This window comes from Bradyrhizobium sp. 31Argb (assembly GCF_043638955.1).
GTDB lineage: Bacteria > Pseudomonadota > Alphaproteobacteria > Rhizobiales > Xanthobacteraceae > Bradyrhizobium.
In genome coordinates this window covers 1-24,388 of the sequence record NZ_JBEGDB010000035.1, presented here as the reverse complement: position 1 = coordinate 24,388, position 24,388 = coordinate 1, and the positions used below count along the sequence as shown (strand labels likewise).

19 protein-coding genes and 1 pseudogene are annotated in these 24,388 nt (G+C 62.6%); 14 read left to right on the top strand and 6 right to left on the bottom strand.

Annotated elements, in window-relative coordinates; all coding sequences use genetic code 11:
* Positions 1-77 precede the first annotated feature (77 nt).
* Genes AAFX91_RS09790 through AAFX91_RS09780 form a run of 3 tightly spaced genes read right to left on the bottom strand, consistent with a single transcriptional unit; the run spans position 78 to position 2,323 of the window.
* A complete protein-coding gene (locus tag AAFX91_RS09790; RefSeq protein ID WP_130579256.1) occupies positions 78-704 on the bottom strand; it encodes an isoprenylcysteine carboxylmethyltransferase family protein in 627 nt (208 codons plus the stop codon).
* A gap of 25 nt (positions 705-729) precedes the next feature.
* Complete coding sequence (locus AAFX91_RS09785; protein ID WP_394566308.1) at positions 730-1,779, bottom strand: NAD-dependent epimerase/dehydratase family protein; 1,050 nt, start codon at positions 1,777-1,779, stop codon at positions 730-732.
* A 25-nt stretch (positions 1,780-1,804) separates the two neighbouring features.
* On the bottom strand, positions 1,805-2,323 hold the full coding sequence (locus AAFX91_RS09780; RefSeq protein WP_130579252.1) for a DUF962 domain-containing protein: 519 nt from the start codon (positions 2,321-2,323) through the stop codon (positions 1,805-1,807).
* A 212-nt stretch (positions 2,324-2,535) separates the two neighbouring features.
* Between AAFX91_RS09780 and AAFX91_RS09775 the strand changes: the two genes are divergently transcribed.
* Both AAFX91_RS09775 and AAFX91_RS09770 read left to right on the top strand, forming a co-directional pair.
* Complete coding sequence (locus AAFX91_RS09775; RefSeq protein ID WP_394566307.1) at positions 2,536-3,330, top strand: thermonuclease family protein; 795 nt, start codon at positions 2,536-2,538, stop codon at positions 3,328-3,330.
* Positions 3,331-3,514: 184 nt separating this feature from the next.
* Entirely contained in the window at positions 3,515-5,011 is a 1,497-nt protein-coding gene (locus AAFX91_RS09770) for a M48 family metalloprotease (RefSeq protein ID WP_245476150.1), read from the top strand.
* Between the two features lie 171 nt (positions 5,012-5,182).
* On the opposite strand, the gene AAFX91_RS09765 is transcribed toward AAFX91_RS09770, so the two are convergent.
* Positions 5,183-6,499: an MFS transporter gene (locus AAFX91_RS09765; protein WP_394566306.1), complete on the bottom strand. Its 1,317-nt coding sequence runs from the start codon at positions 6,497-6,499 to the stop codon at positions 5,183-5,185.
* Positions 6,500-6,685: 186 nt separating this feature from the next.
* On the opposite strand from AAFX91_RS09765, the gene cyoA reads away from it, so the two are divergent.
* The 12 genes and pseudogenes from cyoA to AAFX91_RS09705 all read left to right on the top strand — a co-directional run bounded on the left by cyoA (position 6,686) and on the right by AAFX91_RS09705 (position 21,532).
* On the top strand, positions 6,686-7,852 hold the full coding sequence (cyoA, locus tag AAFX91_RS09760; protein WP_394566305.1) for a ubiquinol oxidase subunit II: 1,167 nt from the start codon (positions 6,686-6,688) through the stop codon (positions 7,850-7,852).
* 10 nt (positions 7,853-7,862) lie between these two features.
* Positions 7,863-9,872 carry a cytochrome o ubiquinol oxidase subunit I gene (gene cyoB, locus AAFX91_RS09755; protein WP_394566304.1) on the top strand — a complete coding sequence of 670 codons (2,010 nt, stop codon included), beginning with the start codon at positions 7,863-7,865 and terminating at the stop codon, positions 9,870-9,872.
* The gene (gene cyoC, locus AAFX91_RS09750) at positions 9,869-10,498 is read left to right on the top strand and encodes a cytochrome o ubiquinol oxidase subunit III (RefSeq protein ID WP_394566303.1); all 630 of its coding nucleotides are present in this window, start codon (positions 9,869-9,871) and stop codon (positions 10,496-10,498) included. The genes cyoB and cyoC overlap by 4 nt, the downstream gene beginning before the upstream one ends.
* Entirely contained in the window at positions 10,495-10,890 is a 396-nt protein-coding gene (gene cyoD / locus AAFX91_RS09745) for a cytochrome o ubiquinol oxidase subunit IV (protein WP_394566302.1), read from the top strand. The genes cyoC and cyoD overlap by 4 nt, the downstream gene beginning before the upstream one ends.
* Positions 10,887-11,711 (top strand): SURF1 family protein, encoded by an 825-nt coding sequence (locus AAFX91_RS09740; RefSeq protein ID WP_394566301.1) that lies wholly within the window; start codon positions 10,887-10,889, stop codon positions 11,709-11,711. Before cyoD ends, AAFX91_RS09740 begins: the two co-directional genes overlap by 4 nt.
* Complete coding sequence (locus AAFX91_RS09735) at positions 11,683-13,074, top strand: ATP-binding protein (protein ID WP_394566300.1); 1,392 nt, start codon at positions 11,683-11,685, stop codon at positions 13,072-13,074. The genes AAFX91_RS09740 and AAFX91_RS09735 overlap by 29 nt, the downstream gene beginning before the upstream one ends.
* The gene (locus AAFX91_RS09730) at positions 13,064-13,597 is read left to right on the top strand and encodes a response regulator transcription factor (protein WP_394566299.1); all 534 of its coding nucleotides are present in this window, start codon (positions 13,064-13,066) and stop codon (positions 13,595-13,597) included. The genes AAFX91_RS09735 and AAFX91_RS09730 overlap by 11 nt, the downstream gene beginning before the upstream one ends.
* A 148-nt stretch (positions 13,598-13,745) precedes the next feature.
* Positions 13,746-16,250: pseudogene (locus tag AAFX91_RS09725) on the top strand (GAF domain-containing protein).
* Positions 16,251-16,252: 2 nt separating this feature from the next.
* Positions 16,253-16,642 carry a response regulator gene (locus tag AAFX91_RS09720; protein WP_394566298.1) on the top strand — a complete coding sequence of 130 codons (390 nt, stop codon included), beginning with the start codon at positions 16,253-16,255 and terminating at the stop codon, positions 16,640-16,642.
* Positions 16,639-17,889, top strand: coding sequence for an adenylate/guanylate cyclase domain-containing protein (locus AAFX91_RS09715; RefSeq protein ID WP_394566297.1), 1,251 nt, complete (start codon positions 16,639-16,641; stop codon positions 17,887-17,889). Before AAFX91_RS09720 ends, AAFX91_RS09715 begins: the two co-directional genes overlap by 4 nt.
* Positions 17,890-18,149: 260 nt before the next feature.
* Positions 18,150-19,817, top strand: a complete 1,668-nt coding sequence (locus AAFX91_RS09710; RefSeq protein ID WP_394566296.1) for a GMC family oxidoreductase — start codon at positions 18,150-18,152, stop codon at positions 19,815-19,817.
* A gap of 377 nt (positions 19,818-20,194) precedes the next feature.
* Positions 20,195-21,532 carry an ABC transporter substrate-binding protein gene (locus AAFX91_RS09705; protein ID WP_394566295.1) on the top strand — a complete coding sequence of 446 codons (1,338 nt, stop codon included), beginning with the start codon at positions 20,195-20,197 and terminating at the stop codon, positions 21,530-21,532.
* Between the two features lie 65 nt (positions 21,533-21,597).
* On the opposite strand, the gene AAFX91_RS09700 is transcribed toward AAFX91_RS09705, so the two are convergent.
* A complete protein-coding gene (locus AAFX91_RS09700) occupies positions 21,598-22,932 on the bottom strand; it encodes a TAXI family TRAP transporter solute-binding subunit (protein ID WP_394566325.1) in 1,335 nt (444 codons plus the stop codon).
* A 251-nt stretch (positions 22,933-23,183) separates the two neighbouring features.
* Positions 23,184-23,942, bottom strand: coding sequence for an outer membrane beta-barrel protein (locus AAFX91_RS09695; RefSeq protein ID WP_394566294.1), 759 nt, complete (start codon positions 23,940-23,942; stop codon positions 23,184-23,186).
* Between the last annotated feature and the right edge of the window lie 446 nt (positions 23,943-24,388).

The window sequence follows — 24,388 nt, the reverse complement described above, 5'->3', positions numbered from 1 at the left end:
CTGAAGCAGATGTCCCGGGTTACGCCGACGCTCCACCCGGGCTACGGCACACCGATTTAGGCAGAAACCATCCTGCGCTAGCCGGCCGGCATGAACGGGATCAGCATCGGAACGCGCCGGCGATAGGCGCCATATTCCTCCGCGCCGAGTTCGGCGCTGAGGAATACCTCCTCCATGCGGGCCTTCTGCGCCATGCCAAGCGAGATCAGCACTGCCCCGAGGATCGCCGTCACCGTCCCGACGGCAATGCCGGTGACCAGCATTCCTGCGATCAGGCCGGTATAGATCGGGTGGCGCACAAGGCCATACGGCCCGGTGTCAATGACGTGGTGGCCCTCCTTGTGCGTGATAGCGTTCGACCAGAACCGTCCGAGGTGGATTCGCGCCCACCACGTGAAGGAGATTCCGGCAAGCGTCAGGACCGCCATCACATAGATGCCGAGGCTGCCGAACTGCCACAGCGGCTTTTCACCCAGGATCCTTCCGGTCCACGGCAGGAACAGGATCGCGCCCAGGAGGATGGGGATGCGGTACCTCAGCGACTCCGAGGTCATGACATGCTTCTTGGTCTGGCCGGACCACACCGACGCCACGACCCAGCTCGTGACCCACAGAATCCAGATGATGGCGAGCAATTGGGTGGGCCAGGTGGCGGTCCACCCGCTCCAGACAAACGCGAACCATTGACCAGGGTCTTGCGACATATTGCAACCGTATCAGGCGATTGGATCAGACGCCAAATCGGCGCGTGGTATTGAACGATTGGGCGCCCGGGCTCGACGCCGGTTCCCATTCCGCCTGATTGTGACCGGAGCCAAGCAGATGCGCAATGGTTTCGCGAAGCACGGGCTCGACTGGCCCGGGCGCATAGCCGAGTTCACGCTGCGCTTTTTCGATCGACAGCGCCTCTGCCCGCCGCGCGATCCGCACCCCTTCAGCGGTGCCAGATGGCGGCCGATGGGTCACGCGATCGGCAACGAACTCCAGAAGGCCCGCGGTGATCTCGGCGAGGCGGCCATTCATCGCAAGGCGCGGCGTGCGGCGGCCCCGGACATGCGACATGATCCGCAGCACCTGCTTCAGCGCGATGCCTTCGCCGCCGAGAATGTAGCGATGTCCGAACTGCCCGCGTTCCATGGCGAGGATCAGCCCTGCCGCGACATCGCGCACGTCAACCAGGTTCACGACGAAGTCCAGATAGAGCTGCACGCGCTGGTTCAGGAACAGCCGGAGCATCTCCGTCGGCGGCGTGAAATTGTGGTCGTGGGTCCCGATCGGCATCGTCGGGCAGCCGATGACGACAGGATATCCGGATGTCGCCTGTTGCATCGCGTAGCGTTCGGCGAGCATTTTCGAGCGCGTATAGGGCCCCGGCATGTTGTCGGGCAATAGCGCATCGTCGGCCAGGCGATCGTCCGATCGCGAGGCGCGGAACAGGATTGATTCGGTGGAGCAGTGCAGGAGCCGCTTCACGCCACGCTTGCACGCGGTCCCGATCACGACCTCGGTGCCACCACAGTTGACGTCGTGGAAATCGGCCTTCCGCGGCAGCCACATCCCGGGCAGCCCGGCAAGGTGATAGACCTCGTCGACGCCGTCGATGGCGCTGTGTACGAGGTCGCGGTCGAGCACCGATCCCTTGACATACTCGACCTTCGGCAACGCTCGCGACGGCGGCTGCAGATCAAGCACACGCACGTCGCTGCCTTGCGCGACAAGCGCTGCGACCAGGTGCTTGCCAATGAAGCCGTTACCGCCTGTAACCAGGATTCGTGTCATGCGGTGGGACGCAGTACGGCTGGAGCTACTGGGAATACGACAGGGAATCTTGCGGAGGCTGGATAATACTCGCGAGATCGCGCCGGAAGCCCAGCGCGATGAATAATTTCGCCATCACGAACATCGGTCCGAGCAGAAGGTGCGTGGGGTGGTCGGCCATCGAGGCCTTCCTGCGCTCGAACACCTGGTGTCCAATGACCTGCGAGGCGACTCCTACGACCAGGAGGACCGCCGTAAGCGACCACAGGCCGGTGGTGGTCACATGACCGACGATCCAGGCGGCCAGTGACAGCAGAGCGACAGCCCCGCAAAAGATTCCGGCGCCAAGCGCAAGATCGAGCAAAAACCAATAGAACAGGACCGGCAGCACGGCGATCACGGCCGCGCTGACCTCAACTCCGAACAGGGTGAAGGACAACAGGCTGAGGGGGAGAATGGCCGCCAGAAACAGGAACACGATGCCGAACACATGCATCACGCAATTCCAGGGGTCACGATGGTATTCAACGTAATCGGTCAACTGCCGCCGAAAAAACGAGTTCATGCAGCACTTATCTTTCCTGTTGTGCCGGGACGCGCGGCAAGACTGGCTTGCGCGAAACCCAGCGCTCCGGCTTCATTGCTGGTCCCCGCCGATGGGGTGCTACTTATGCTCGCAATCGGCCTCAAGTCAAAATGCCCCGGGGATAGTGTCGGACGGAGACCGACGTCGTTGCGGAAAATCATGTCCTAATTCAGTCGGCTAGCAGCGGCGTCATGACACGGGGCCACAAAGTGACAGCGCATCACACGAAATTTTGCGCACAAATGTTGCTGTTGTGCCTCATCAGTACAGTGGTAACCGATTCGGCCCGCGCGGCGGGATGCGCTTTCGAAGCCCAGGGCGAGGGCCGGGTCGTGTCCGTGACCGACGCGCGCAGCTTTCGCCTCGAAGACGGCCGCGAGATCCGCCTCGCCGGCATCGAGATTGCGGACCGGCAGAAAGGGGCCGCAGCCCTGTCGGCGCTGGTGATGGGACGCGACATCTCGCTGCAGGGCGAGGACGACGTGCCGGACCGCTATGGACGCCAGGCGGCCTTCGTCTTTGTCTCGGGGTCCGACGCGGCCGTACAAAGCGAACTATTGAAGCAGGGACAGGCGATGGTATCGCCTGATGTCTCGAACCAGGATTGCGCCACCCTGTTGCTTGCGGCCGAGGCCGAGGCGAGGCAGGCCAAAAGGGGAACTTGGGCCGACGCCTCCGCCATAAAAAACGCGGAAAGTCCGGGCGATATTTTGGCGGGGATCGGGCGCTTTGCGGTGGTCGAGGGGAAGGTTTTGTCCGTCCGTCAGGCGGGAGCAACCACCTACCTCAACTTTGGCCGGAACTGGACACGGGACTTTGCTGTGACTATTCCAAGGCGCATGATCCCCGCGCTCGAGGCGGCCGGGCTTGCGCCTAAGTCCCTGGAAAATCGACGGATTCGTGTCCGCGGCTGGGTCGAAGCGCGCAACGGGCCACGGATCGAACTGCTCCGGGTGGGGCAGTTGGAAGTGCTTGGCGGGAACTAAGGGCATGAAAAGGGGAAGCGGTTCTCCGAAAAGATCGTGCTCAAGCAAACAGATGAGAGCATGATCCGGGACGTGGAGGCTCGTTCTTCCAAGAGATCATGCGCAAACAGGGCGCAAACAGGGATGGGGTCATGATTCGGCCGGTCGGACCATGATATCTTCCGGCAGCTTGAGAGTAGCTGACGTGATTGAGGGTGTGGGACGGCGGGACAGGACGGGCCGCGGCCTTTCGGCTGCGCTGGCGCTCCTGTGCGCGGCGACCCTTCTGTCCGCCTGCGGCAACCTCGGCATCGGCCGGTTCGAAACCGCAGCTCCGGTCGCGACGCCCCAACCGGCAAAGCCGAAGCCCACGGTGGCGCAGACGCCGGCGAGCGAACGCGAGCATGAGCGGATCCTTGCCACCTATGGCGGCGCCTATGACGACCCAAAGCTGGAAGGCCTGATCAGCAAGACAGTCGATCGGCTGGTCGCCGCGTCCGACCGTCCCGACCAGGGTTACAAGGTGACGATCCTCAATTCCGGCGCGGTGAACGCTTTCGCGCTGCCGACCGGACAGCTCTATGTCACGCGTGGCCTGATCGCGCTCGCCAGCGACACCTCGGAGTTGTCGTCCGTGCTGAGCCACGAGATGGCGCATGTGCTGGCTAAGCACGCCTCCATCCGTGAAGACCAGGCGCGGCAGGCGGCGGTGGTGACGCGTGTCGTCACCGACATGAGCAACGATCCCGACCTCACTGCGCTGGCCCTGGCCAAGACCAAGCTCACGATGGCGAGCTTCTCGCGCCAGCAGGAATTCGAGGCCGACGGCATCGGCGTCGGCATCGCCGCGCGCGCGCATTTCGACCCCTATGGCGCCTCGCGCTTCCTCACCGCGATGGAGCGCAATGCGGCGCTGAAGGTCGGCAAGACCTCGTTCGATCCGCGCGCGCAGGATTTCCTGTCCTCGCATCCGGCAACGCCCGAACGCGTCTCCAATGCGCAGGCCGCGGCGCGGCAGTATACGGCGCCCGAAGGTGCCGAGCGCGACCGCGAGACCTATCTCGCCGCGATCGACAACATCGTCTACGGCGAAGATCCGAGCGAAGGTTTCGTCCGCGGCCGCCGCTTCCTGCACCCCAAGCTCGCCTTCACCTTCCAGGCACCCGAGAACTTCACGCTCGACAACACTGCGCAGGCGGTGATCGGCGTGCGCGAAGGCGGCTCGCAGGCGATGCGGTTCGACGTGGTGCGGGTGCCGGCGGAGCAGTCGCTCGGCGACTATCTCAACTCCGGCTGGATGGAAGGCGTCGACAAGGCTTCCACAGAGGATATCACCGTCAACGGCTTCCCGGCGGCGTCCGCCACCGCGCGGGGCGACCAATGGCAGTTCAAGGTCTACGCGCTGCGCTTCGGCAGCGACGTCTATCGCTTCATCTTCGCGGCCAAGCAGAAGACGACCGAGAGCGAGCGCAATGCGCGCGAGACCGTCAATTCGTTCCGGCGCCTGACGCTCGAGGAAATCCAGGCCGCGCGCCCGCTGCGCATCAAGGTCATCACCGTGCAGCCCGGCGACACCGTGGAATCGCTCTCGCACCGCATGGGCGGCGTCGACCACCCCGCCGAGCGCTTCCGCGTCCTCAACGGGCTGGACGCCCACGCCCAGGTCAAGCCTCGCGATCGCGTGAAGATCGTGGTGGAATAGCGAAGCGTTTTCGAGCGAAGCATGCCCTCGGACTTGATCCGAGGGTGGATCCCGGTTCGCGTAGCAATCAAGTTTACGCAGATTGCGTACACTTATCTGCGCAGAAAACGCGTCAAAACAAGGGTCTGGAGCTTCGGTTCTGATTCAATCAGAACCGAAATGCGCTTCCCCTTACTCGATGATGTTTTCGCGCAGCCCGCTCAGCCAGAGCGCCAGCAGCGTCCACACCGCGCCGGACAAGAGATAGGCGCCAGCGGAGATCAGGCCGAAATGGGTCGCGAGCAAGAGCGCGGCCAGCGGCGCAAACCCGGCGCCGAACAGCCAGGCGAGGTCCGAGGTCAGCGCCGAGGCGGTGTAGCGGTACATCGGCGCGAAGCTGGAGGCGATCGCTCCCGAAGACTGGCCGAAAGACAGGCCCAGCAGAATGAAGCCGAGCACCATATAGATCGTTTCACCGACGGCGCCGGCATCGAGCAGTTGCGGGGCGAAGCCGCTATAGACCGCGATCGCGATCGCCGAACCGGTCAGCAGTAACTTTCGGCCGACGCGATCGGCGATCACTCCCGAAGCCACGATCGCGACGACGCCGAACGCGGCGCCGATCATCTCGATGATGAGAAACCGCACCGGGCTTTCGCGGGTGAACAGGAACACCCAGGAGAGCGGAAACACCGTGACCATGTGGAACAGCGCAAAGCTCGCCAGCGGCGCGAAGGCGCCGAGCAGGATATTACGGCCCTCGTCCCGAACCGTATCGACGATGCGGGCCGGCTGCAGTTCGCGGCTTTCGAATGCCGAATCATATTCCGGGGTCGCCACCATGCGCAGCCGCGCGAACAGGGCGACCACGTTGATCGCGAACGCGACGAAGAACGGGTAGCGCCAGCCCCAGTCGAAGAAATCTTCCGCGGACAGGTTGCCGGCAAAGAACGCGAACAGGGCGCTCGCCACGATCAGTCCAAGCGGCGCGCCGAGCTGCGGCACCATGGCGTACCAGCCGCGGTGATGCCGCGGCGCATTGATAGCGAGCAGCGAGGCAAGACCGTCCCAGGCCCCGCCCCAGGCCAGGCCCTGCACGGCGCGCGCCAGCGCCAGCAGCCAGATCGCGGCCACGCCGATCGTGTCGTAGCCGGGCAGGAAGGCGAGTGCGACGGTCGCAGTCCCCAAGAGGAACAGCGCGATGATCAGCTTCGCGCTCTTACCGTAGTGGCGGTCGATCGTCATGAAGATGACGGTCCCGAGCGGACGCGCCACGAAGGCAAGCGCGAAGATGCCGAAAGAATAAAGTGTCCCGGTCAGTTCGTTCGCAAATGGGAACACCAGGCGCGGAAACACGATCACTGACGCGATCGCATAGACGAAGAAATCGAAGAATTCGGACGTGCGGCCGATGATGACGCCGATGGCGATCTCCCCGGGGCGCGCCGGTTCGTGACCTGCCGTCATCGGGTGGCCGTGAGCCATTGCAGGGGCCTGTGTCATCGCCATCGCGCCTTATGCCTTATGCCGTTCTTGATTGAGGCGGCCGCCAGGCGGTCTTGCCGTTAGCGACCTCAAAGGCGCTGTTTGAGCCGCCATTGCGCACTGCAACATTGGACAAATTGTCCAATGTCCTCCTTGTTGCATCGCAGCTACCCCCTGTTTCACATAGGAAATTTCCAACAAGGTTCCACCGTGCGTGTCTTGAGGATTCTTGCGTTGCTGCCACTCGCAGCCGCTCTTTCAGGTTGCGATTTTGTCGTGCTCGCCCCGGCCGGCGACGTGGCCGTGCAACAGCGCGACCTGGTCGTGATCTCCACCGTTCTGATGCTCTTGATCGTCCTGCCGGTGATGGCGCTGACCGCGCTGTTCGCCTGGCGCTACCGGCAGTCGAACACATCAGCCCGTTATGAGCCCGATTGGGACCATTCCACCCAGCTCGAGCTCGTCATCTGGTCGGCGCCGCTCCTGATCATCGTCTGCCTGGGCGCTTTGACCTGGATGGCCACCCACCTGCTCGACCCCTACCGCGCGCTTGGCCGCATTGACGCCGATCGCCCGATCGAGGCCCAGGACAAGCCGCTCAATGTCGAGGTGGTCGCGCTCGACTGGAAATGGCTGTTCATCTATCCGGAGTACGGCGTCGCGACCGTCAACGAGCTTGCAGCCCCCGTCGACCGCCCGATTCGTTTCCGCATCACGGCCTCCTCCGTGATGAACTCCTTCTACATTCCGGCGCTGGCAGGCCAGGTCTACGCCATGCCGGGCATGGAGACGAAGCTGCACGCCGTGACCAACAAGCCCGGCGTCTACAAAGGCTTCTCCGCCAACTACAGCGGCGCTGGCTTCTCCGGGATGTACTTCTCGTTCCATAGCCTGACGACGGCCGACTTCGACAAATGGATCGCGAAGGTGAAGGCAAGCGGCGACATGCTCGGCCGCAACGAATATCTCGTGCTCGAACGTCCGAGCGCCAACGAGCCGGTTCGCCGCTATGGCTCGGTCGATGGCGACCTGTTCAAGGCCATCGTCAACATGTGCGTCGAGCCCGGCAAGATGTGCGCGAGCGAGATGATGGCGATCGACGCCAAGGGTGGGCTTGGTCGCGAAGGACTGAACAACACGCTGCCGCTGACTTACGACAAATATGCCCGCCGCGGCGCCGTGTTCGGGCCCGAGCCGACCTACGTGGCGGGCATCTGCTCGGTCGACGAATTGAAGGGGCAATCCGAGCCGGAGAGCACCGTCCCGTTCGACACGACGCCACTGCGCGGGGCCGGCCTCAAGCGTCCGCTGTTCTCGCCCGCCAATCCATCCTCAAGTTCCCTTCTTCTCGGACCGCGTCCGAAATCAGACTCCTAAAGAGCGCCGCATGTTCGATACTTCCTCCCTCGCCAAAGCGATTTTCGGCCGCCTGACACTGGAATCGCTGCCGCTGCATGAACCGATCGTCGTCGGCACCTTCGTCGTCGTGGCGCTGGGCGGCGTCGCCCTGCTCGGCGCCGTCACCTATTTCCGGCTGTGGGGCTATCTGTGGCGCGAGTGGTTCACCACCGTCGACCACAAGCGCATCGGCATCATGTACATGATCCTCGGCATCGTGATGCTGCTGCGCGGCTTTGCCGACGCCATCATGATGCGCCTGCAGCAGGCGATCGCCTTTGGCGGCTCCGAAGGCTATCTCAACGCCCACCACTACGATCAGATCTTCACCGCCCATGGCGTGATCATGATCTTCTTCGTCGCCATGCCGCTGGTCACCGGGCTGATGAACTATGTGGTGCCGCTGCAGATCGGCGCGCGCGACGTGTCATTCCCCTTCCTGAACAATTTCAGCTTCTGGATGACGGTGGGCGGCGCGGTGCTGGTGATGATTTCGCTGTTCGTCGGTGAATTCGCCCGCACCGGCTGGCTCGCCTATCCGCCGCTGTCGAATATCGGCTACAGTCCTGACGTCGGCGTCGATTACTACATCTGGGGGCTGCAGGTGGCCGGCGTCGGCACGACGCTATCAGGCATCAACCTGATCTGTACCATCGTCAAGCTGCGTGCGCCCGGCATGACGATGATGAGGATGCCGGTGTTCACCTGGACCTCGCTGTGCACCAACGTCCTCATCGTCGCCTCCTTCCCGGTGCTGACGGCGGTGCTGGCCCTGCTGTCGCTCGATCGCTACATCGGCACCAACTTCTTCACGAACGACTTCGGCGGCAGCCCGATGATGTACGTGAACCTGATCTGGATCTGGGGCCACCCCGAGGTCTACATCCTGGTGCTGCCGGCGTTCGGCATCTTCTCCGAGGTGACCTCGACCTTCTCCGGCAAGCGCCTGTTCGGCTACACCTCGATGGTCTACGCCACCGTCGTCATCACCATCCTGTCCTATCTGGTCTGGCTGCATCACTTCTTCACGATGGGCTCGGGCGCCAGCGTGAATTCCTTCTTCGGCATCACCACCATGATCATCTCGATCCCGACGGGAGCGAAGATGTTCAACTGGCTGTTCACGATGTATCGCGGCCGCATTCGCTTCGAATTGCCGATGATGTGGACGGTCGCGTTCATGTTCACCTTCGTGCTCGGCGGCATGACCGGCGTGCTGCTGGCGGTACCGCCGGCCGACTTCGTCCTGCACAACAGCCTGTTCCTGGTCGCGCATTTCCACAACGTGATCATCGGCGGCGTGGTGTTCGGCGCATTTGCCGGCATCGCCTACTGGTTTCCGAAGGCGTTCGGCTTCAGGCTCGATCCGTTCTGGGGCAAGCTGTCGTTCTGGTTCTGGGTGACAGGCTTCTATTTCGCCTTCATGCCGCTCTACGTGCTCGGCCTGATGGGCGTCACCCGCCGCCTGCGGGTGTTCGATGACCCAAGCCTGCAGATCTGGTTCGTCATCGCCGGCATTGGCGCCTTCCTGATCTTCCTCGGCATCATCTCCTTCCTGGTGCAGATCGCAGTCAGCGTGCTCAAGCGCGAAGCGCTGAAGGACGTGACCGGCGACCCCTGGAATGCCCGCACGCTGGAATGGGCGACGTCGTCGCCGCCGCCGGCCTACAACTTCGCCTTCACCCCCGTCGTCCATGACAACGACGCCTGGTGGGACATGAAGCGCCGCGGCTATCGGCGTCCGCTCACCGGGTTCAAGCCGATCCACATGCCCAGCAACACCGGCACGGGCGTCATCCTCGCCGCGCTGGCCACGGCGATGGGGTTCGGCCTGATCTGGTACATCTGGTGGCTGGCCGCGGTGAGCTTCATCGGCCTGCTCGCGGTCGCGATCGGCCACACCTTCAACTATCACCGCGACTATCACATCCCGGCCGATGAGGTCGTCCGGGTGGAGGATGCGCGCACGCACGTGCTTGCCGCTGGAGCCAAGTCATGACACTCGCCGTCGTCCCTCCACAAAGCTCCGAACCGGTCTTCTACGTCGTCGACGAGCACGATCATCCCGAAGGCGCGAGCACTATGCTCGGCTTCTGGATCTACCTGATGAGCGACTGTCTCATCTTCGCGATGCTGTTCGCCACCTTTGGCGTGCTCGGCGGCAACTACGCGGCGGGTCCGGCGCCCAAGGATCTGTTCGACCTCCCACTCGTGGCGGTCAACACGTCGATGCTGCTGCTGTCGTCGATCACCTATGGTTTCGCGATGCTGGCGATGGAGAAGTCGCGCGTCCGTGCGATGCAGGCCTGGCTGGTGGTGACCGGGCTGTTTGGCCTGGCGTTCATCAGCATTGAGCTGTTCGAATTCGCCCACATGATTCACGAGGGCGCGACGCCACAGCGCAGCGCCTTCCTGTCGTCCTTCTTCACGCTGGTCGGCACCCACGGCCTGCACGTCACCTTCGGCCTGGTTTGGCTGGTGACATTGATGGTGCAGGTCGCCCGCTATGGCCTGATCGAGGCCAACCGCAGGCGGCTGATGTGCCTCAGCATGTTCTGGCACTTCCTCGACGTGGTCTGGATCGGCGTGTTCACCTTTGTCTACCTGATGGGAATGCTCCGATGAAAGCCGATACTCACTCCCTGCAACCCGCACCCAACGCACATCCTGCAGACGGACAGGGCGAGCACCATGCCGGCGGCTCGCGCGAAAGCTACCTGATCGGCTTCGGCCTCTCCGTCATCCTCACCGCCATCCCGTTCTGGCTGGTGATGAGCGGCGCGCTCGGAGACAAGCAGCTCACCGGGCTTGCCATCACGGCGCTGGCGGCGATCCAGATCGTGGTCCACATGGTGTATTTTCTGCACATGAATACCCGCTCCGAGGGCGGCTGGACCATGATGGCGCTGATCTTCACCATCATCATGGTGGTGATCGGGCTGACCGGAACGCTGTGGGTCATGCATCACCTCAACGTCAACATGATGCCGGGGCATGACATGAGCACCATGCAGTGACGGCGCGCCCATCTGCCCTCTCGCTGCTGCTGGTCGCCCTCGCGGCGCTGGGCGTCGTCGCGCTGACCGCGCTCGGCGTGTGGCAGCTTGAGCGCAGGACGTGGAAGCTGGCGCTGATCGACCGGGTCGAGCAGCGCCAGCATGCAGCCCCTCAGCCGCTGCCCTCGCCCTCGTCGTGGCACGCGATCACCGCGTCAAGCGACGAATACCGGCGCGTGACCGTCAGCGGCCATTTCCTGCATGAGCGCGAGACGCTGGTGGCGGCCGTGACCGACTATGGCCGCGGCTTCTGGGTCCTGACGCCACTGCAGACGACGGACGGAGCCACGGTCCTGGTCAATCGCGGCTTTGTTCCCCCGGAGCGGCGAGATCCTTCAACGCGGCGCGAGGGAAATCCGCCCCGCACGGTGGGCATCACCGGCCTGCTGCGGATCACCGAGCCAAAGGGGGCCTTCCTGCGCACGAACGACCCGGCGGCAAACCGCTGGTACTCGCGCGATGTCGCTGCGATCGCCACAGCGCGCGGACTGTCGCAGGTCGCGCCATTCTTCATCGATGCCGACGCGGCCCCCAATCCCGGCGGCTACCCGATCGGCGGGCTAACCGTGGTCAGGTTCCCGAACAACCACCTGATTTACGCGCTGACATGGTTCGCCATGGCCATTATGCTGGCGGCTGCACTCCTGCGCGCTTTGCGCGGCAGGGACCATGTCCGCGACTTCGATGCGCGGCGCGATGCCGTGCGGAGCCTGGTGGCCGCCGCACGCAATTTATCTCGCAAGACGGGCCCAGATGCTCGAGCGCATATCGGATCAGCATGACCACGGGAAAACGGCGGACGAGGCCATGACGCTGCCGGCCAGGGCCGGCGCCGGCACGGCCCCGGTCGCGCTGGATGCTCCAAAATCGACCGACGACACGACCAACCGCAAGAACATGGCGCTGCTGATCCAGCTCCGCTGGACCGCGGTGATCGGCCAGATCGTGACGATCGCGTTCGTCGACCGGTGGCTGGGCATTGCGCTGCCGATCCTGCCGATGGCCGGCGTGATCGCAGCCCTCGTGGCGCTCAACCTGTTGAGCCTGGTCTGGGTACGGTATCGGGCGGAAATCAACAATCGCGAACTCCTCCTCGCGCTGATGCTCGACGTCGCCGCACTGACCGGCCAGCTCTATCTGAGCGGCGGGGCGACCAATCCGTTCACATCGCTCTACCTTCTGCAGGTGACCCTCGGCGCGGTCCTGCTCGACGCCCGCTCGACCTGGTCGCTGGTCGGACTGGCCTGTTTGAGCTTCGCCGGGCTGACCGTCGCCCATCGCCCGCTCGGGCTGCCGCAGTACGGCTTCAGCGATCCGTTCAGCCTTCATGTTGCCGGCATGTTCATCGGCTTTGCGCTCAATGCCGTCCTGCTCGTGGTGTTCGTGACGCGCATCAACCGCAACCTGCGGAAACGCGATGCGAATTTGGCCGCGCTGCGCCAGCATGCCGCCGAGCAGGATCACATCGTCCGGATGGGCCTGCTTGCGTCCGGGGCGGCGCATGAGCTCGGCACCCCGCTGGCGTCGCTGTCGGTGATCCTGAGCGACTGGCGCCGCATGCCGGCCCTCACATCGAATCCGGAGCTCTCGGACGATCTCTTCGAGATGGAGACGTCGCTGCAACGGTGCAAGTCGATCGTCACGGGTATTCTCGTCTCGGCCGGCGAGGCGCGCGGCGAAGAATCGTCGCCGACCACTGTGACTGCATTTCTCGCGGCGCTGGTCCAGGAGTGGCGCACCACGCGCCCGTCCGCCACGCTGTACTTCCGGAACGAGTTCGGCGCCGACCTGCCTGTTGTCTCCGAGGTCGCGCTCAAGCAGGCGATCTTCAACGTCCTCGACAATTCCGCCGAGGTGTCGCGCGACTGGATCGAGCTCGCGGCCGAGCGCGCCGACGACCGGCTCGTCCTGTCGGTCACCGATCGCGGACCGGGCTTTGCGCCGGAAATGCTGGCGCAATTGGGCAAGCCCTACCAGTCGAGCAAGGGACGCCCGGGAAGCGGCCTCGGCCTGTTCCTGGTCGTTAACGTCGTGCGCAAGCTCGGCGGGGTCGTGACGGCGCGAAACAATGCAGAGGGAGGCGCAACCATCAGCCTCGAACTGCCCCTGGCAACGCTTGCGATCGGAGGCAGCCTTGACGGATGAACGGCTGCTTTTGATCGTGGAGGACGACGAGGGCTTTGCCCGCACCCTCAAACGTTCGTTCGAGCGGCGCGACTATCAGGTCGTCGTAGCGGCCTCGCTCGACGAGGTCCGGGAAGTGCTTGAAGAGAAAACGCCCGGCTATGCCGTGGTCGACCTCAAGCTGGGCGGCGCCTCGGGGCTGGCCTGCGTGGAAGCGCTGCATGTGCACGATCCCGAGATGCTGATCGTGGTGCTGACCGGATTTGCCAGCATCGCCACCGCGGTGGAAGCCATCAAGCTCGGCGCCTGCCACTATCTCGCCAAGCCGTCCAACACTGACGACATCGAAGCCGCCTTCCGCAAGGCCGAGGGCAACGCCGATGTCGAAGTGGCCGCGCGTCCCACCTCGATCAAGACCCTGGAATGGGAACGCATTCACCAGACCCTGATCGAAACCGATTTCAACATTTCCGAAGCCGCAAGGCGGCTCGGCATGCACCGCCGGACCCTGGCCCGAAAGCTGGAAAAACGCCAGGTGAGGTGACCGGAGCGCTTTCGAGCGAAGATGCCGGCACGCCGCGGGCACTGGCCCCCGGCCGGGCGGGGTGTGATAATGCGGCAACCTTGGCTGGCCGGCCTCCGTCGGCCGTGCAGTGCGCCAGCTTGCGCAGCGGTGCTGAACCGGATCACGAATGACCGCGCTTTCCCAGGATATGACCGCCGAGCTGAGGCGCAGGATCGACGAGCTGGAGCAGCAATTGCGATCCGGCACCGCCGAGAATGCACGCCTGCAAAGCGAGCTTGCGGTTGCGCGTGATCGCCAGAGCGCGGGCGCCGCGATCCTGCGCACCATCGCAGCCTCCCCCTCCGATGCCCGGCCGGTGTTCGAGGCCATCGCGTCCAGCTCCAAGCGCCTGCTCGGCGCCTTCTCCGCGACCGTGCTCCAATTCATCGGCGACGAGCTTCATCTGGTGGCGTACACGCCGATCAGTCCCGCAGCGGACGAAGGATTGAGATCATCATTCCCGCGACAGATCGCGGACTTTCCGACCTTTGCCCTGGTTCGCGGTGGCAAGACGGTTCAATTTCCGGACAGCGAGGCCGACGACGTCCCGCAACTGAACAAGGAGCTGGCAAGGCTGCGCGGTTTCCGCAGCGTCTTGTTCATGCCGCTGATGAACAGGGGAGCGCCCGTCGGCATGATCAGCGTCACGCGTGCCGAGCCGGGCGCGTTTGCCGCCGATCACGTGCAGTTGCTGCAGACCTTCGCCGATCAGGCCGTGATCGCGATCGAGAACGCGCGTCTGTTCAACGAGACACGGGAAGCGCTGGAGCGGCAAACCGCCACCGCCGATATCCTGAATGTGATGGCAAGCTCGCCGTCCGACGTGCAGCCGGTGTTCGAGGCCATCGCGGCCAACGCCAACCGGCTGATCGGCGGCTTTTCCACCGCGGTGCTTCGCTATGCGAGCGGCGCCGCCCATCTGGCGGCCTTCACCCCGACCGATCCCGCCGGCGACCTTGCGCTGCAGGCGGCGTTTCCAATGCCCTTCGCTCAATTCCCGCCCTACCAGCTCGTGGCGGGCGGTACGGCCGCGCAACTGCCCGACACTGAGCTCGAGCCGGCCGCACGGGACATCGCGCGTGCACGCGGCTATCGCAGCATGTTGTTCGCCCCGCTGGTGAGCGAGGGCGAGGTCATCGGTATCATCATCACCACGCGCCGGGCGACCGGCACGTTCGGCGCGCACCAGGTCCGGCTGTTGCAGACCTTCGCCGACCAGGCCGTGATCGCGATCAAGAATGTCGGGCTGTTCAACGCGACGAGGGAAGCGCTGGAGCGGCAGACCGCGACAGCCGAAATTCTCAACGTCATCGCGAGCTCGCCAACCGACGTGCAGCCGGTATTCGACGCCATCGCCGAAAGTGCGAGGCGGCTGCTCGGGGGCCAAACGGGGCTTGTCACACGCGTTGTCGGCGACATGCTTCATCTCGCAGCTCGTACTGCTGGAAGCGAAGCCGGAGACAGGGAGATAGAGAATTCATTCCCCACCCCGCTTACATCATCGGGAATTCACAGCCGGGTCGCGCAGAGCTCTACCATCGCGTTTCGCACCGATATCGAAACCGAACCCGATGTCCCCCAGATCGTCAGGGACATGGCACGCGCCAGAGGATATCGAAGCATCATTGTCGTGCCGATGCTGCGCGAAGGCGTTGCGATCGGCACGATCGGTGTTTCGCGCGCCGAAGCGGGCGCGTTCGCCGACAACCAGATCGCCCTGCTCAGGACATTTGCCGATCAGGCCGTGATCGCGATCGAAAACACGCGGCTGTTCAACGAAGTGCAGGCCAAGTCCCGCGATCTGCAGGAAGCCCTGACCCATCAGACCGGCAGCGCCAACATCCTGAAGGTGATTGCCTCCTCGCCGACAGATGTCGGTCCGGCATTGAAGGCAATCGTCGAAAGCGCCTGCGAGCTTTGCCGCACTTTCCACGGAACTGACGGGCGAGCTGAGCGATATGCTGGCATCAGCGTCACTCGCTGACAGCATTCGCGGCGAGATAGATGAACTGAGCGGGCTCCTGAAGGACAATCTGCAAAAAATCGTGCAGCACGGCAAACGCGCCGATTCCATCGTCAGAACATGCTCCTACATTCGCGAGAGGGCGGCGGCGACCACCGGCCGACCGACGTGAACGCGCTGGTCGAGGAGAGTCTCAACCTCGCCTATCACGGCGCGCGCGCCGAGAAGCCGCAGTTCAACGTTACCCTCAGGCGCGACCTCGATCCGGACGCCGGCACGATCGAGGTGTTCCCGCAGGAGATCACTCGGGTGCTGCTGAACCTGATTTCCAACGGCTTCTATGCGGTCGCCAAGCGCGGCAGCGAAAATGGTCCGGGATTTGAACCGAAGGTCAGTGCCAGCACACTCAGCCGTGGCGAATACGTCGAGATCCGGATCCGCGACAACGGCGTCGGCATTCCGCCCGAGGTAAAAGAGAAGATGTTCAACCCGTTCTTCACGACCAAGCCGCCAGGGGAAGGCACCGGCCTCGGACTTTCCATGAGCCATGACATCATCGTGAAGCAGCATGGCGGCACGATCAATGTAGAGACCGAGCCCGGCGAGTTTACCGAGTTCACCATCCTGCTGCCGCGCAGAAGCAATTTTTCGGATAGTAACAGAGGTTAGCCGTGAGTGTGATGGTTCTGGTGGTGGATGACGAGCCCGATGTGGAGGCCTTGTTCCGCCAGCAATTTCGCCGTGATCTTCGCGCCCAGCGCTTTGTGATGGATTTCGCCGGGTCGGCGCCGGAAGCCTTGAGGCGCATCACCGACGTCGGCGAGCACTCGCTGATTCTGATTTTCTCCGACATCAATATGCCCGGGATGAACGGGCTCGAGATGCTGCCGGAGGTCCGCGCCCGGCGGCCTGACGTTCCCGTGGTCATGATCACGGCCTACGGAGACGCCGCGACGCGCAAGAGGGCGCTGGAGCGAGGCGCGGAGGGCCTGTTGACCAAGCCGATCGACTTCGGTGAGGTCCGCCAGGAGATCGACGCGAGGCTGGGACAATCCGCATGACCGCCACCATTCTCGTAGTCGACGATGAGCCGGATCTGGAGGCGCTCGTGCTCCAGAAATTCCGCCGGCAGATTCGCGACGGGCTGGTGAACTTCGTCTTCGCGCGTGACGGCCTTGAAGCCCTTCAGTCGATCGAGCAGCATCCCCATGTTGATCTTGTGGTTTCCGACATCGCCATGCCGCGCATGGATGGCCTGTCGCTGCTGGCGAGACTGCAGGAGGCAGAGGACAAGAAGTCGACCATCATCGTCTCGGCCTATGGCGACATGAGCAACATACGCACCGCGATGAATCGCGGTGCATTCGACTTCCTGACCAAGCCCATCGATTTCGTCGACCTGGAAACGACGATCGATAAGACGATGCGTCACATCGAGATCCTGCGCGAGGCACGCCGCCGTCAGATGGAAGCGGAGCGCGCCCACGCTTCGCTGTCGCGCTACTTCTCGCCCGAACTCGCCAAGCGCCTTGCCGCCGGGGACGCCGGCAACGACATGGAGGTGCGCTGGCGCGAGGTCGCCGTGATCTTCACCGATATCACGGGCTTTACCTCGCTCGTCGAGACGGCCGCACCCGAGGTGCTGGCGGAACTGCTCAACGAATATGTCGGCGGCCTGACGGATGTCGTCTTCGCGCATGAGGGAACGGTGGCGAAGGTGATCGGTGATGCAATCCAGGTGCTGTTCAATGCGCCCGGCGACCAGCCCGACTACGCCACCCGCGCCATCGCCTGCGCACAGGCGCTCGACGAATGGGCGGAGGCGTTTCGCGGGCGTTGGAAACAGAGAGGCGTGAATTTCGGTGCCACGCGGATCGGCGTGCACGCCGGCCCGGCGCTGGTCGGCAATTTCGGCGGCAACCGCTTCTTCGATTACACGGCCTACGGCGACACGATCAACACCGCCGCCAGGCTGGAAGCGGCGAACAAGGCGCTGGGCACGCGGATCTGCGTCAGTGGCGCGGTCGCAGGCGCGGCACAGGAATTCAAGGGACGCCCCGTTGGCGATCTTGTGCTGCGCGGACGCAGCGAGCCGTTGCGCGCCCACGAGCCCTTATCGGCGGCGGAATTCGATGCGCCGGCCGCCGCGCAATATGCGACCGCCTTTGCCAAGCTCGAGTCGGGCGACGCCGCCGCCATGCCGGCTTTCGCCGCACTGGTCGGAACGCATGCCAATGATCCGCTCGCCAGCTATCATTTGAGGCGGCTGCTCAATGGCGCCAAAGGCGTCCGCATCGAGCTCCATTGATCAGCGCTCGTTATGCGCCGGTAGTTTCCTCCATTTCGTCATCTCGACTGACCGGCGAGCGGTCGTTCCTCTTATGGACGGCTTGTCCGAGGAGCTTTCCGTTTCGGCGTCCGGAACCAAGCTCCGTTACATCTGAAACGTAACCTGCAAAGTGGAAATCGATCCGAATGACGATTCACATAGGACGTCGCATTCAACGCTACGGCATCTGGCTTGTTGAGTCTTGATGATCGATTACTTCTGACGACAGGGCCATTGCATTGCTTTGTGCGAGCATCGCGCTCTGGAGGGTCGAAAAATTGAAACGACGATCGTACGATTATATCGTTGTTGGAGCAGGCTCCGCGGGCTGTGTATTGGCGAGCCGTCTCTCCGAGGATGCTAATTCAACTGTTCTCTTGCTCGAGGCAGGTGGATACGACCGAAATCCGCTGGTCCGCATTCCGATCGGACTAGGAAAGCTTCATGAGTATGGGATCTACGATTGGGGCCTGATGGCCGAGCCTGATGCCGGGCTCAATGGCCGCGTGATTCCCGCAAAGCGCGGGAAAGTGTTGGGCGGATCTCACTCGATCAACGTGATGGCATTCACGCGCGGCGATCGTGCCGACTATGACGGCTGGGCTCGCGCGGGCGCCCAAGGATGGTCCTACAGCGATGTTCTCCCTTACTTCAAACGTTGTGAAACGTGGCAGGAAGGAGGAAGCGTCTTGCGCGGCGGATCGGGGCCGATACACGTCGAGTTCTCGCGCTCAAGCGATCCGCTGTTCGACGCCTGGCTCGCCGCTGCGCGCGACCTCGGCTTCACATTCACGAACGACTTCAATGGAGAAACGCACGAGGGGTTCGGGATAATCCAAAATACCACATGGAAAGGCCGTCGAGAGACGACAGCCTCAGCCTACCTTCGATCCGCGCTGAAGCGCGCAAATCTGGTACTTCATACCAGAGCGCAAGCGACTCAAATCGTTTTTGAGGGTACCCGAGCGGTGGGAGTGCGGTACGGCAGCGGTGGGCGAAGCGCCTACGTGATGGCGGATCGAGAGGTCATACTGTGTGCGGGCGCGTATCACACGCCACATTTGCTCATGTTGTCGGGTATCGGGCCGACGAAGCATCTCGCCTCTCTTGGGATCGAAACGCTTATCGATCTGCCGGTAGGCCAGAATTTGCAAGATCACCTTGCTGCATGGTTCAACTGGAGCCGCCCCACGCCGGGTGCCTTCCACAGGACGATGCGCCTTGACCGAATTTCGCTAGCCCTGGTCCGAGCTTATCTATTTGGGACCGGACCTGGGACAATGCTTCCCAGGTATCTCTTCGGGTTCGTCAAGACCGATCCTTCGCTCGAGGCGCCGGACATCGAATTCATGTTTCGGGGGACGGCCGCTCAGCCCTACGTCTGGTTCCCGGGGATTCGTCCGGCTTTTGAAGACGGCTTTGCGATCCGTCCAACATTGCTGCATCCAAAAAGTCGCGGCGAGGTCGCGTTGCGATCGACCAACCCGCTTGATGCACCGAGGATCCGCAATGGATTCCTCCAGCACCCGGACGACCTCGCGACGTTGCTGCGCGGAGCAAAAATCGGTCTCGAATTGGCCGCTCATCCGGCGGTTGCCGCGCTGGCGGGAAAATCAGCCGGACCTTCGCGCGTCCAATCGGACGGCGACGTTGAACAGTGGATTCGAAGCACGGCGATCACCGCAAACCATCCGTGCGGCACCTGCGGAATCGGTCGCGTCGTGGACAGCCAGCTTTCCGTCCTTGGCGCGACCTCGCTTCGGATCGTCGACGCGTCAGTCATGCCAACAATCGTATCTGGGCACATAAATGCATGTGTTCTCATGATAGCCGAGAAGGCCTCTGATCTGATCCGGGGCCAACAGGGACAGGTCCTGGAAAGGCATGGCTTGACCCCGGCACAATAGTCGCCCGGGCGCAGCCGCCATGGCAAGGTTCCCCGTTATCTCGACTGGCCGGCGAGCGACCGTTCCTCCAGAACGCGGCGCAGCCCAATCGGAGCTGTAAGTCTTTCGCTTCTTGGTTTTGCAGCGATCCGATGACGGAAAGAAACGTTGGGACAGAGTGGCTGTCGGATTATACAGCTTGCTCCAATACAACTTTAGGCATTGAATTCCGCAATAATGCGCTGCTGCCGCGGGTCGTTTAGCGATGCAGTGTTTTGATCAATCAATTCTGTTCAATCTCACGCGAAGCAAGTCACCATAGGCTTGCGCGCTCGCTTTTCCGCGCATTGCGACGAAGCGCAAAAAACAAACACCAATTGGCCAGCATGGAGGGAACAATGTCACGAAAGCTTTCGCGACGACAATTTGTAAGTGCGACTGCCATGTCGTCCGCAGCGCTCATCACTGCACCATATGTGCGCGGCGCTTACGCCGCCGGCAAACTATCGATGGGTTTCTGGGACCACTGGGTGCCGGGCGCTAACAAGACCTTGACCGATCTCGTCAATGAATGGGCTGCGAAGGAAAAGGTCGAGGCTCAGATCGACTACATCACGAGCCAGGGCAACAAGATCCTCCTGACCGTCTCCGCCGAAGCGCAAGCAAGATCCGGCCACGATATCCTGGTTATGACGACTTGGCTGCCGCATGCGAATGCCGAACTCCTCGAGCCCGTCAACGACATCATGGCGCCGATCGTCAAGCAGAACGGCGCGGTCAACTACACAGTAGAATATCTCAGCCAGGCCAACGGCAAGTGGCTCGGCGTTCCGTCTTGCGTCGGCAGCCAGATCAAGGGGCCCTGCTCGCGTATCGACCTGATGAAGAAATACGCCGATATCGACGTGCAGGAAATGTATCCGGCCGGCAGCCCGCCGAAAGCGGACAACTGGACCATGGATACGTTCCTCAAGGCGGCCGAGGCCTGCCAGAAGGGCGGCTTCCCCTTCGGCATCGGTCTCGGCGAGACCGCGGACAGTACCGATACCGCCGGGGCCGTCTTCCAATCGTTCGGCGCAGAACTCGTCGACGCCAAGGGCAACCTGACTGTCAAGACGGACGCCGTTCGGCAGGCCCTCGATTTCTACAAGAAGCTGATCGCCTTCCTGCCATCAGACGTCGCGGCGTGGGACGACGCCTCCAACAACAAATGGCTGATTTCCGGCAGGGGCGCGCTGATCATGAACCCGCCGAGCGCCTGGGCGGTCGCCAAGCGCGACGCTCCGCAAGTTGCCAAGCAATGCTGGACCCACGGCTTTCCGTCCGGCCCAAGGGGCCGCTTCGCGCCTTACGTGCCTTTCTTCTGGACCATCTGGCAATTCTCGAAGAACAAGGCGGCCGCCAAGAGCCTGCTGGTACATCTTTCGCAGCCGTCATCGATTGAGAGGCTGGTGGTCGCCAGCGGCGGCTATGACCTGCCGGCCTACGCGAACCTCACGACGCTGGAGGTTTGGGCGGAAGCGGAGCCGCCGAAGGGCACGCTCTATCATTATCCAAATCCCTATAACCATCAAAAGCTGTCAATTGCGGCCTCGCCAGCACCGCCCAAAGTCGCGCAGCAAATCTACTCGCAGGCGACGCTGACCAAGATGGGCCTACGCTACTCGCAAGGTGAAGCGATGGAGAAGACCCTCGCATGGGCGGAAGCCGAGTGCGAAGGCTTCATGAGAAGTTGAAGACACGCACGCACCGTCTCCAATGCAATCCATGGCGACGAACTCCGACCCGGTTGCCAAAACCCTCACGACCTGGCTTTCGACCCAGGCTCTGGGCTTGCTGCAGCCAGCGCTGCCTTGCGATCATGGATGAGGTTCTCAAGACGATGGGCGGCGACATTGAGGGTAGCGGCATCAAGCGTGCCTTCGTCGTCGGTCCCCGCTCTGGCACGCTGCGCACGCAGGACTTCGTCGATTTGATTTTCAATCTCGAACAGCTCCGATTCCGTTTCAGCCTTTCGAATCCTTTGTCCCAGCGCGTATAGCGAATCCAGCGCGGTTTCTTTGGTCTCGAGTTCGCCGGATTTGAGAAATTTCCAGGCCGCCGCCAGGATTGAGGCAAGCGCGCCAAGTGCCATTGGAGTGAGAAAAATCGCATTGCTCCACTTGTCCAGGAAGCCTTGCTGGGTGCCGTTGTAGAACTCTGCGGCGCCTGGATGAACCGGAAGATAGGCGCCGGGATCGGTGTCAGGTGCCTTCATCTGCGCCAGGATCGGCAGTTCGCCCGACAGGTCTCTTCGCGCGTTCGTAAAGGCTTGCGTGAATTCAGCAATCAGGTCGTTATCAAGCGACTTCTTGGCAACCAGGTAGAACGAAACTTTCAAGGTCGTGACATCATCTGCCGGAATCGGAGGGGAGCCCCGCAACGTACCCTTGGGGATGTCGAAGCTCTCGTACGCGCGTTCCTTCTCGGCAATTGCTCCCGCAGCGTCGATCGGGATCAGAACCGGGGCGGCTTTCCCGCTCTGGGTGAAGAGCCCTCGCACCAGCGACAAATACTTCTCGGTCACGGGTATCACGAACAGGACGGCGCGCACCTCCTTGCTATCGACCGCCCGGCGCGTGTCCGCCGGCGCAAGGTTCTTGAACACGACATTGGCGCGATCGAGGGCGTATTCCTTGGTCAGCACGCTGACGATCTTCTGATTGGTCTCGCCTCCAACCACCCCCACAGTGACGCGCTTCAGGCCGGTCATGTCGGTAATCGACGATCCCGGTGGTGCGACCAGCAACGCCACCGCTTGAGCCAGGACAACGATTGCTTGCGCCTGCGACAAGTCGCCGACGTCGCCGCGGACCACCGCGAGGTCGGTCTTGCCCGAGGCGAACTCGTTGGCCGATTCAAGTGCGCCAGTGGTTTCGACAACCTTGAGCCGGACCGGCGCGTTCACCTCAGTGAGCCGGCTCGCGAGCGCGGATACGACTCTTGGCGCCTCGCCATCCAAAGACCCGACCGCGATCGAGAGTGTCACCGGCCGGACATACCAGCGGTACGCGAACAGACTTGCACCCGCGGCCAGAGCAAGCAGCCCGGCGACCACAGCAATGCGCAGCCAGATCGGCAGCTTGATTGCGTCCATGCCTATTCTCATCGGCAGAACCCGCGTCTCCCCCTGCGCGAACCTCGACAGCCAAGCCGTCACAAGGCAATGAGCCGACGGACCGGCGCCGAGGCCGTCTTCCTTGCAATAGCTTTGTGCGCGAGGCGGGGATGCAATTGATATAGATCAAGATTTTTGTCGTCGCCGGCGCGGGGCAAACAGCGGGCCGGCTCAACAAAAAGCCCCGGGAAATGCCCGGGGCTTAAAGTTTGCTGGAGATTAACAGTCCATCAGTAAGGGGCAGCAACCGGTGGGGCATAGCCGCCCCAGTTGAAGTGGTAGTTCACGCGCACCGTGACCATGTCCACGTCCTGGCTGATCCGATTGATCGCGCCGACAACGATGGGATTGACCACCGAGAACGAATTGTTCGCATTGCCCATGAAAAGGTGGTCGTACTCGACACCGACCGACCAGTTCGGTGCGAAGCCATACTCATATCCGACACCCACGCTACCGCCCCAGCGGGTCGAACTGAACGAGGCAAATTCAAAGGCGGTAAGCGTGTCGAGTACGCTGAAGCGGTTGCTCGTCACCGCCGCGCCGCCCTTGAAGTACAGCAGTGATGTGTTCCAGGCATAGCCGATCTGGCCGGTGAAAAGGCCGATGCCGTCGGTTTTCACGCGCGTCGAGAAAAACGGATCGATGAGGCTGGCGCGCGTGTTCCGGAGATCGGCCCAATCCCCTTGGGCCTCTACGCCGGCCACCCAGCCGCCGCCAAACTGCCACCGATATCCGATCTGCCCACCGACCACGCCGCCGGACCGCTCGCGACACCCGTCACTGAACACGCCACCGAAAGCGTCGATAAAATTCCAGCAATTGCGGCTCTGGGCCCAGCCGCCATTGGCGCCGACGTAGAAGCCGCTCCAGTTGTAAATCACCGGAAGCGGAGCCGGTGGCGCCTTGACCGCCATATCAGCGGCCAGCGCCGGAGCGGTCGCGCCGAGTGCAATCAAACCTACAGTGCCCAGCAAAAACTTCTTCATATCGTTCCCCCTCTTCGGCGTCGCTTAAGGATCGGACGGCCGATGGACTTGTTGCGACGGTTGTGTCTGCATTCCAATTCCACCCGCGAGCATAGATGATTTCACCCGCGAAACTTGTGCCAGAACAGCAACACTCGGTTTTTGTTTCGGGAAGAAGTGGCAGATATTCTGACACTTCGGCTATGCGGTTTGTGCCATCGCCGCCGTGTTTCTGCGGCATCTTCAAGATCACTTCGGCATCCCTGTCGCAGAACGCGCGCGTAGACCTCGGGAAAAAGCTGACCGCGTTATCGATAGAGAAGAGAGCACCATGAAGCCGGTTGATGCCAAGCGACTGCCATTCGTTGCGCCTGTGCAGCTTGCCTCCGCGCTAGGCCGTGTGGACAGTTACCTTATCCAGAGCAGAGTGGCGGCAATGGCGACGACGGCGAAGTAGTTTCGCGCGG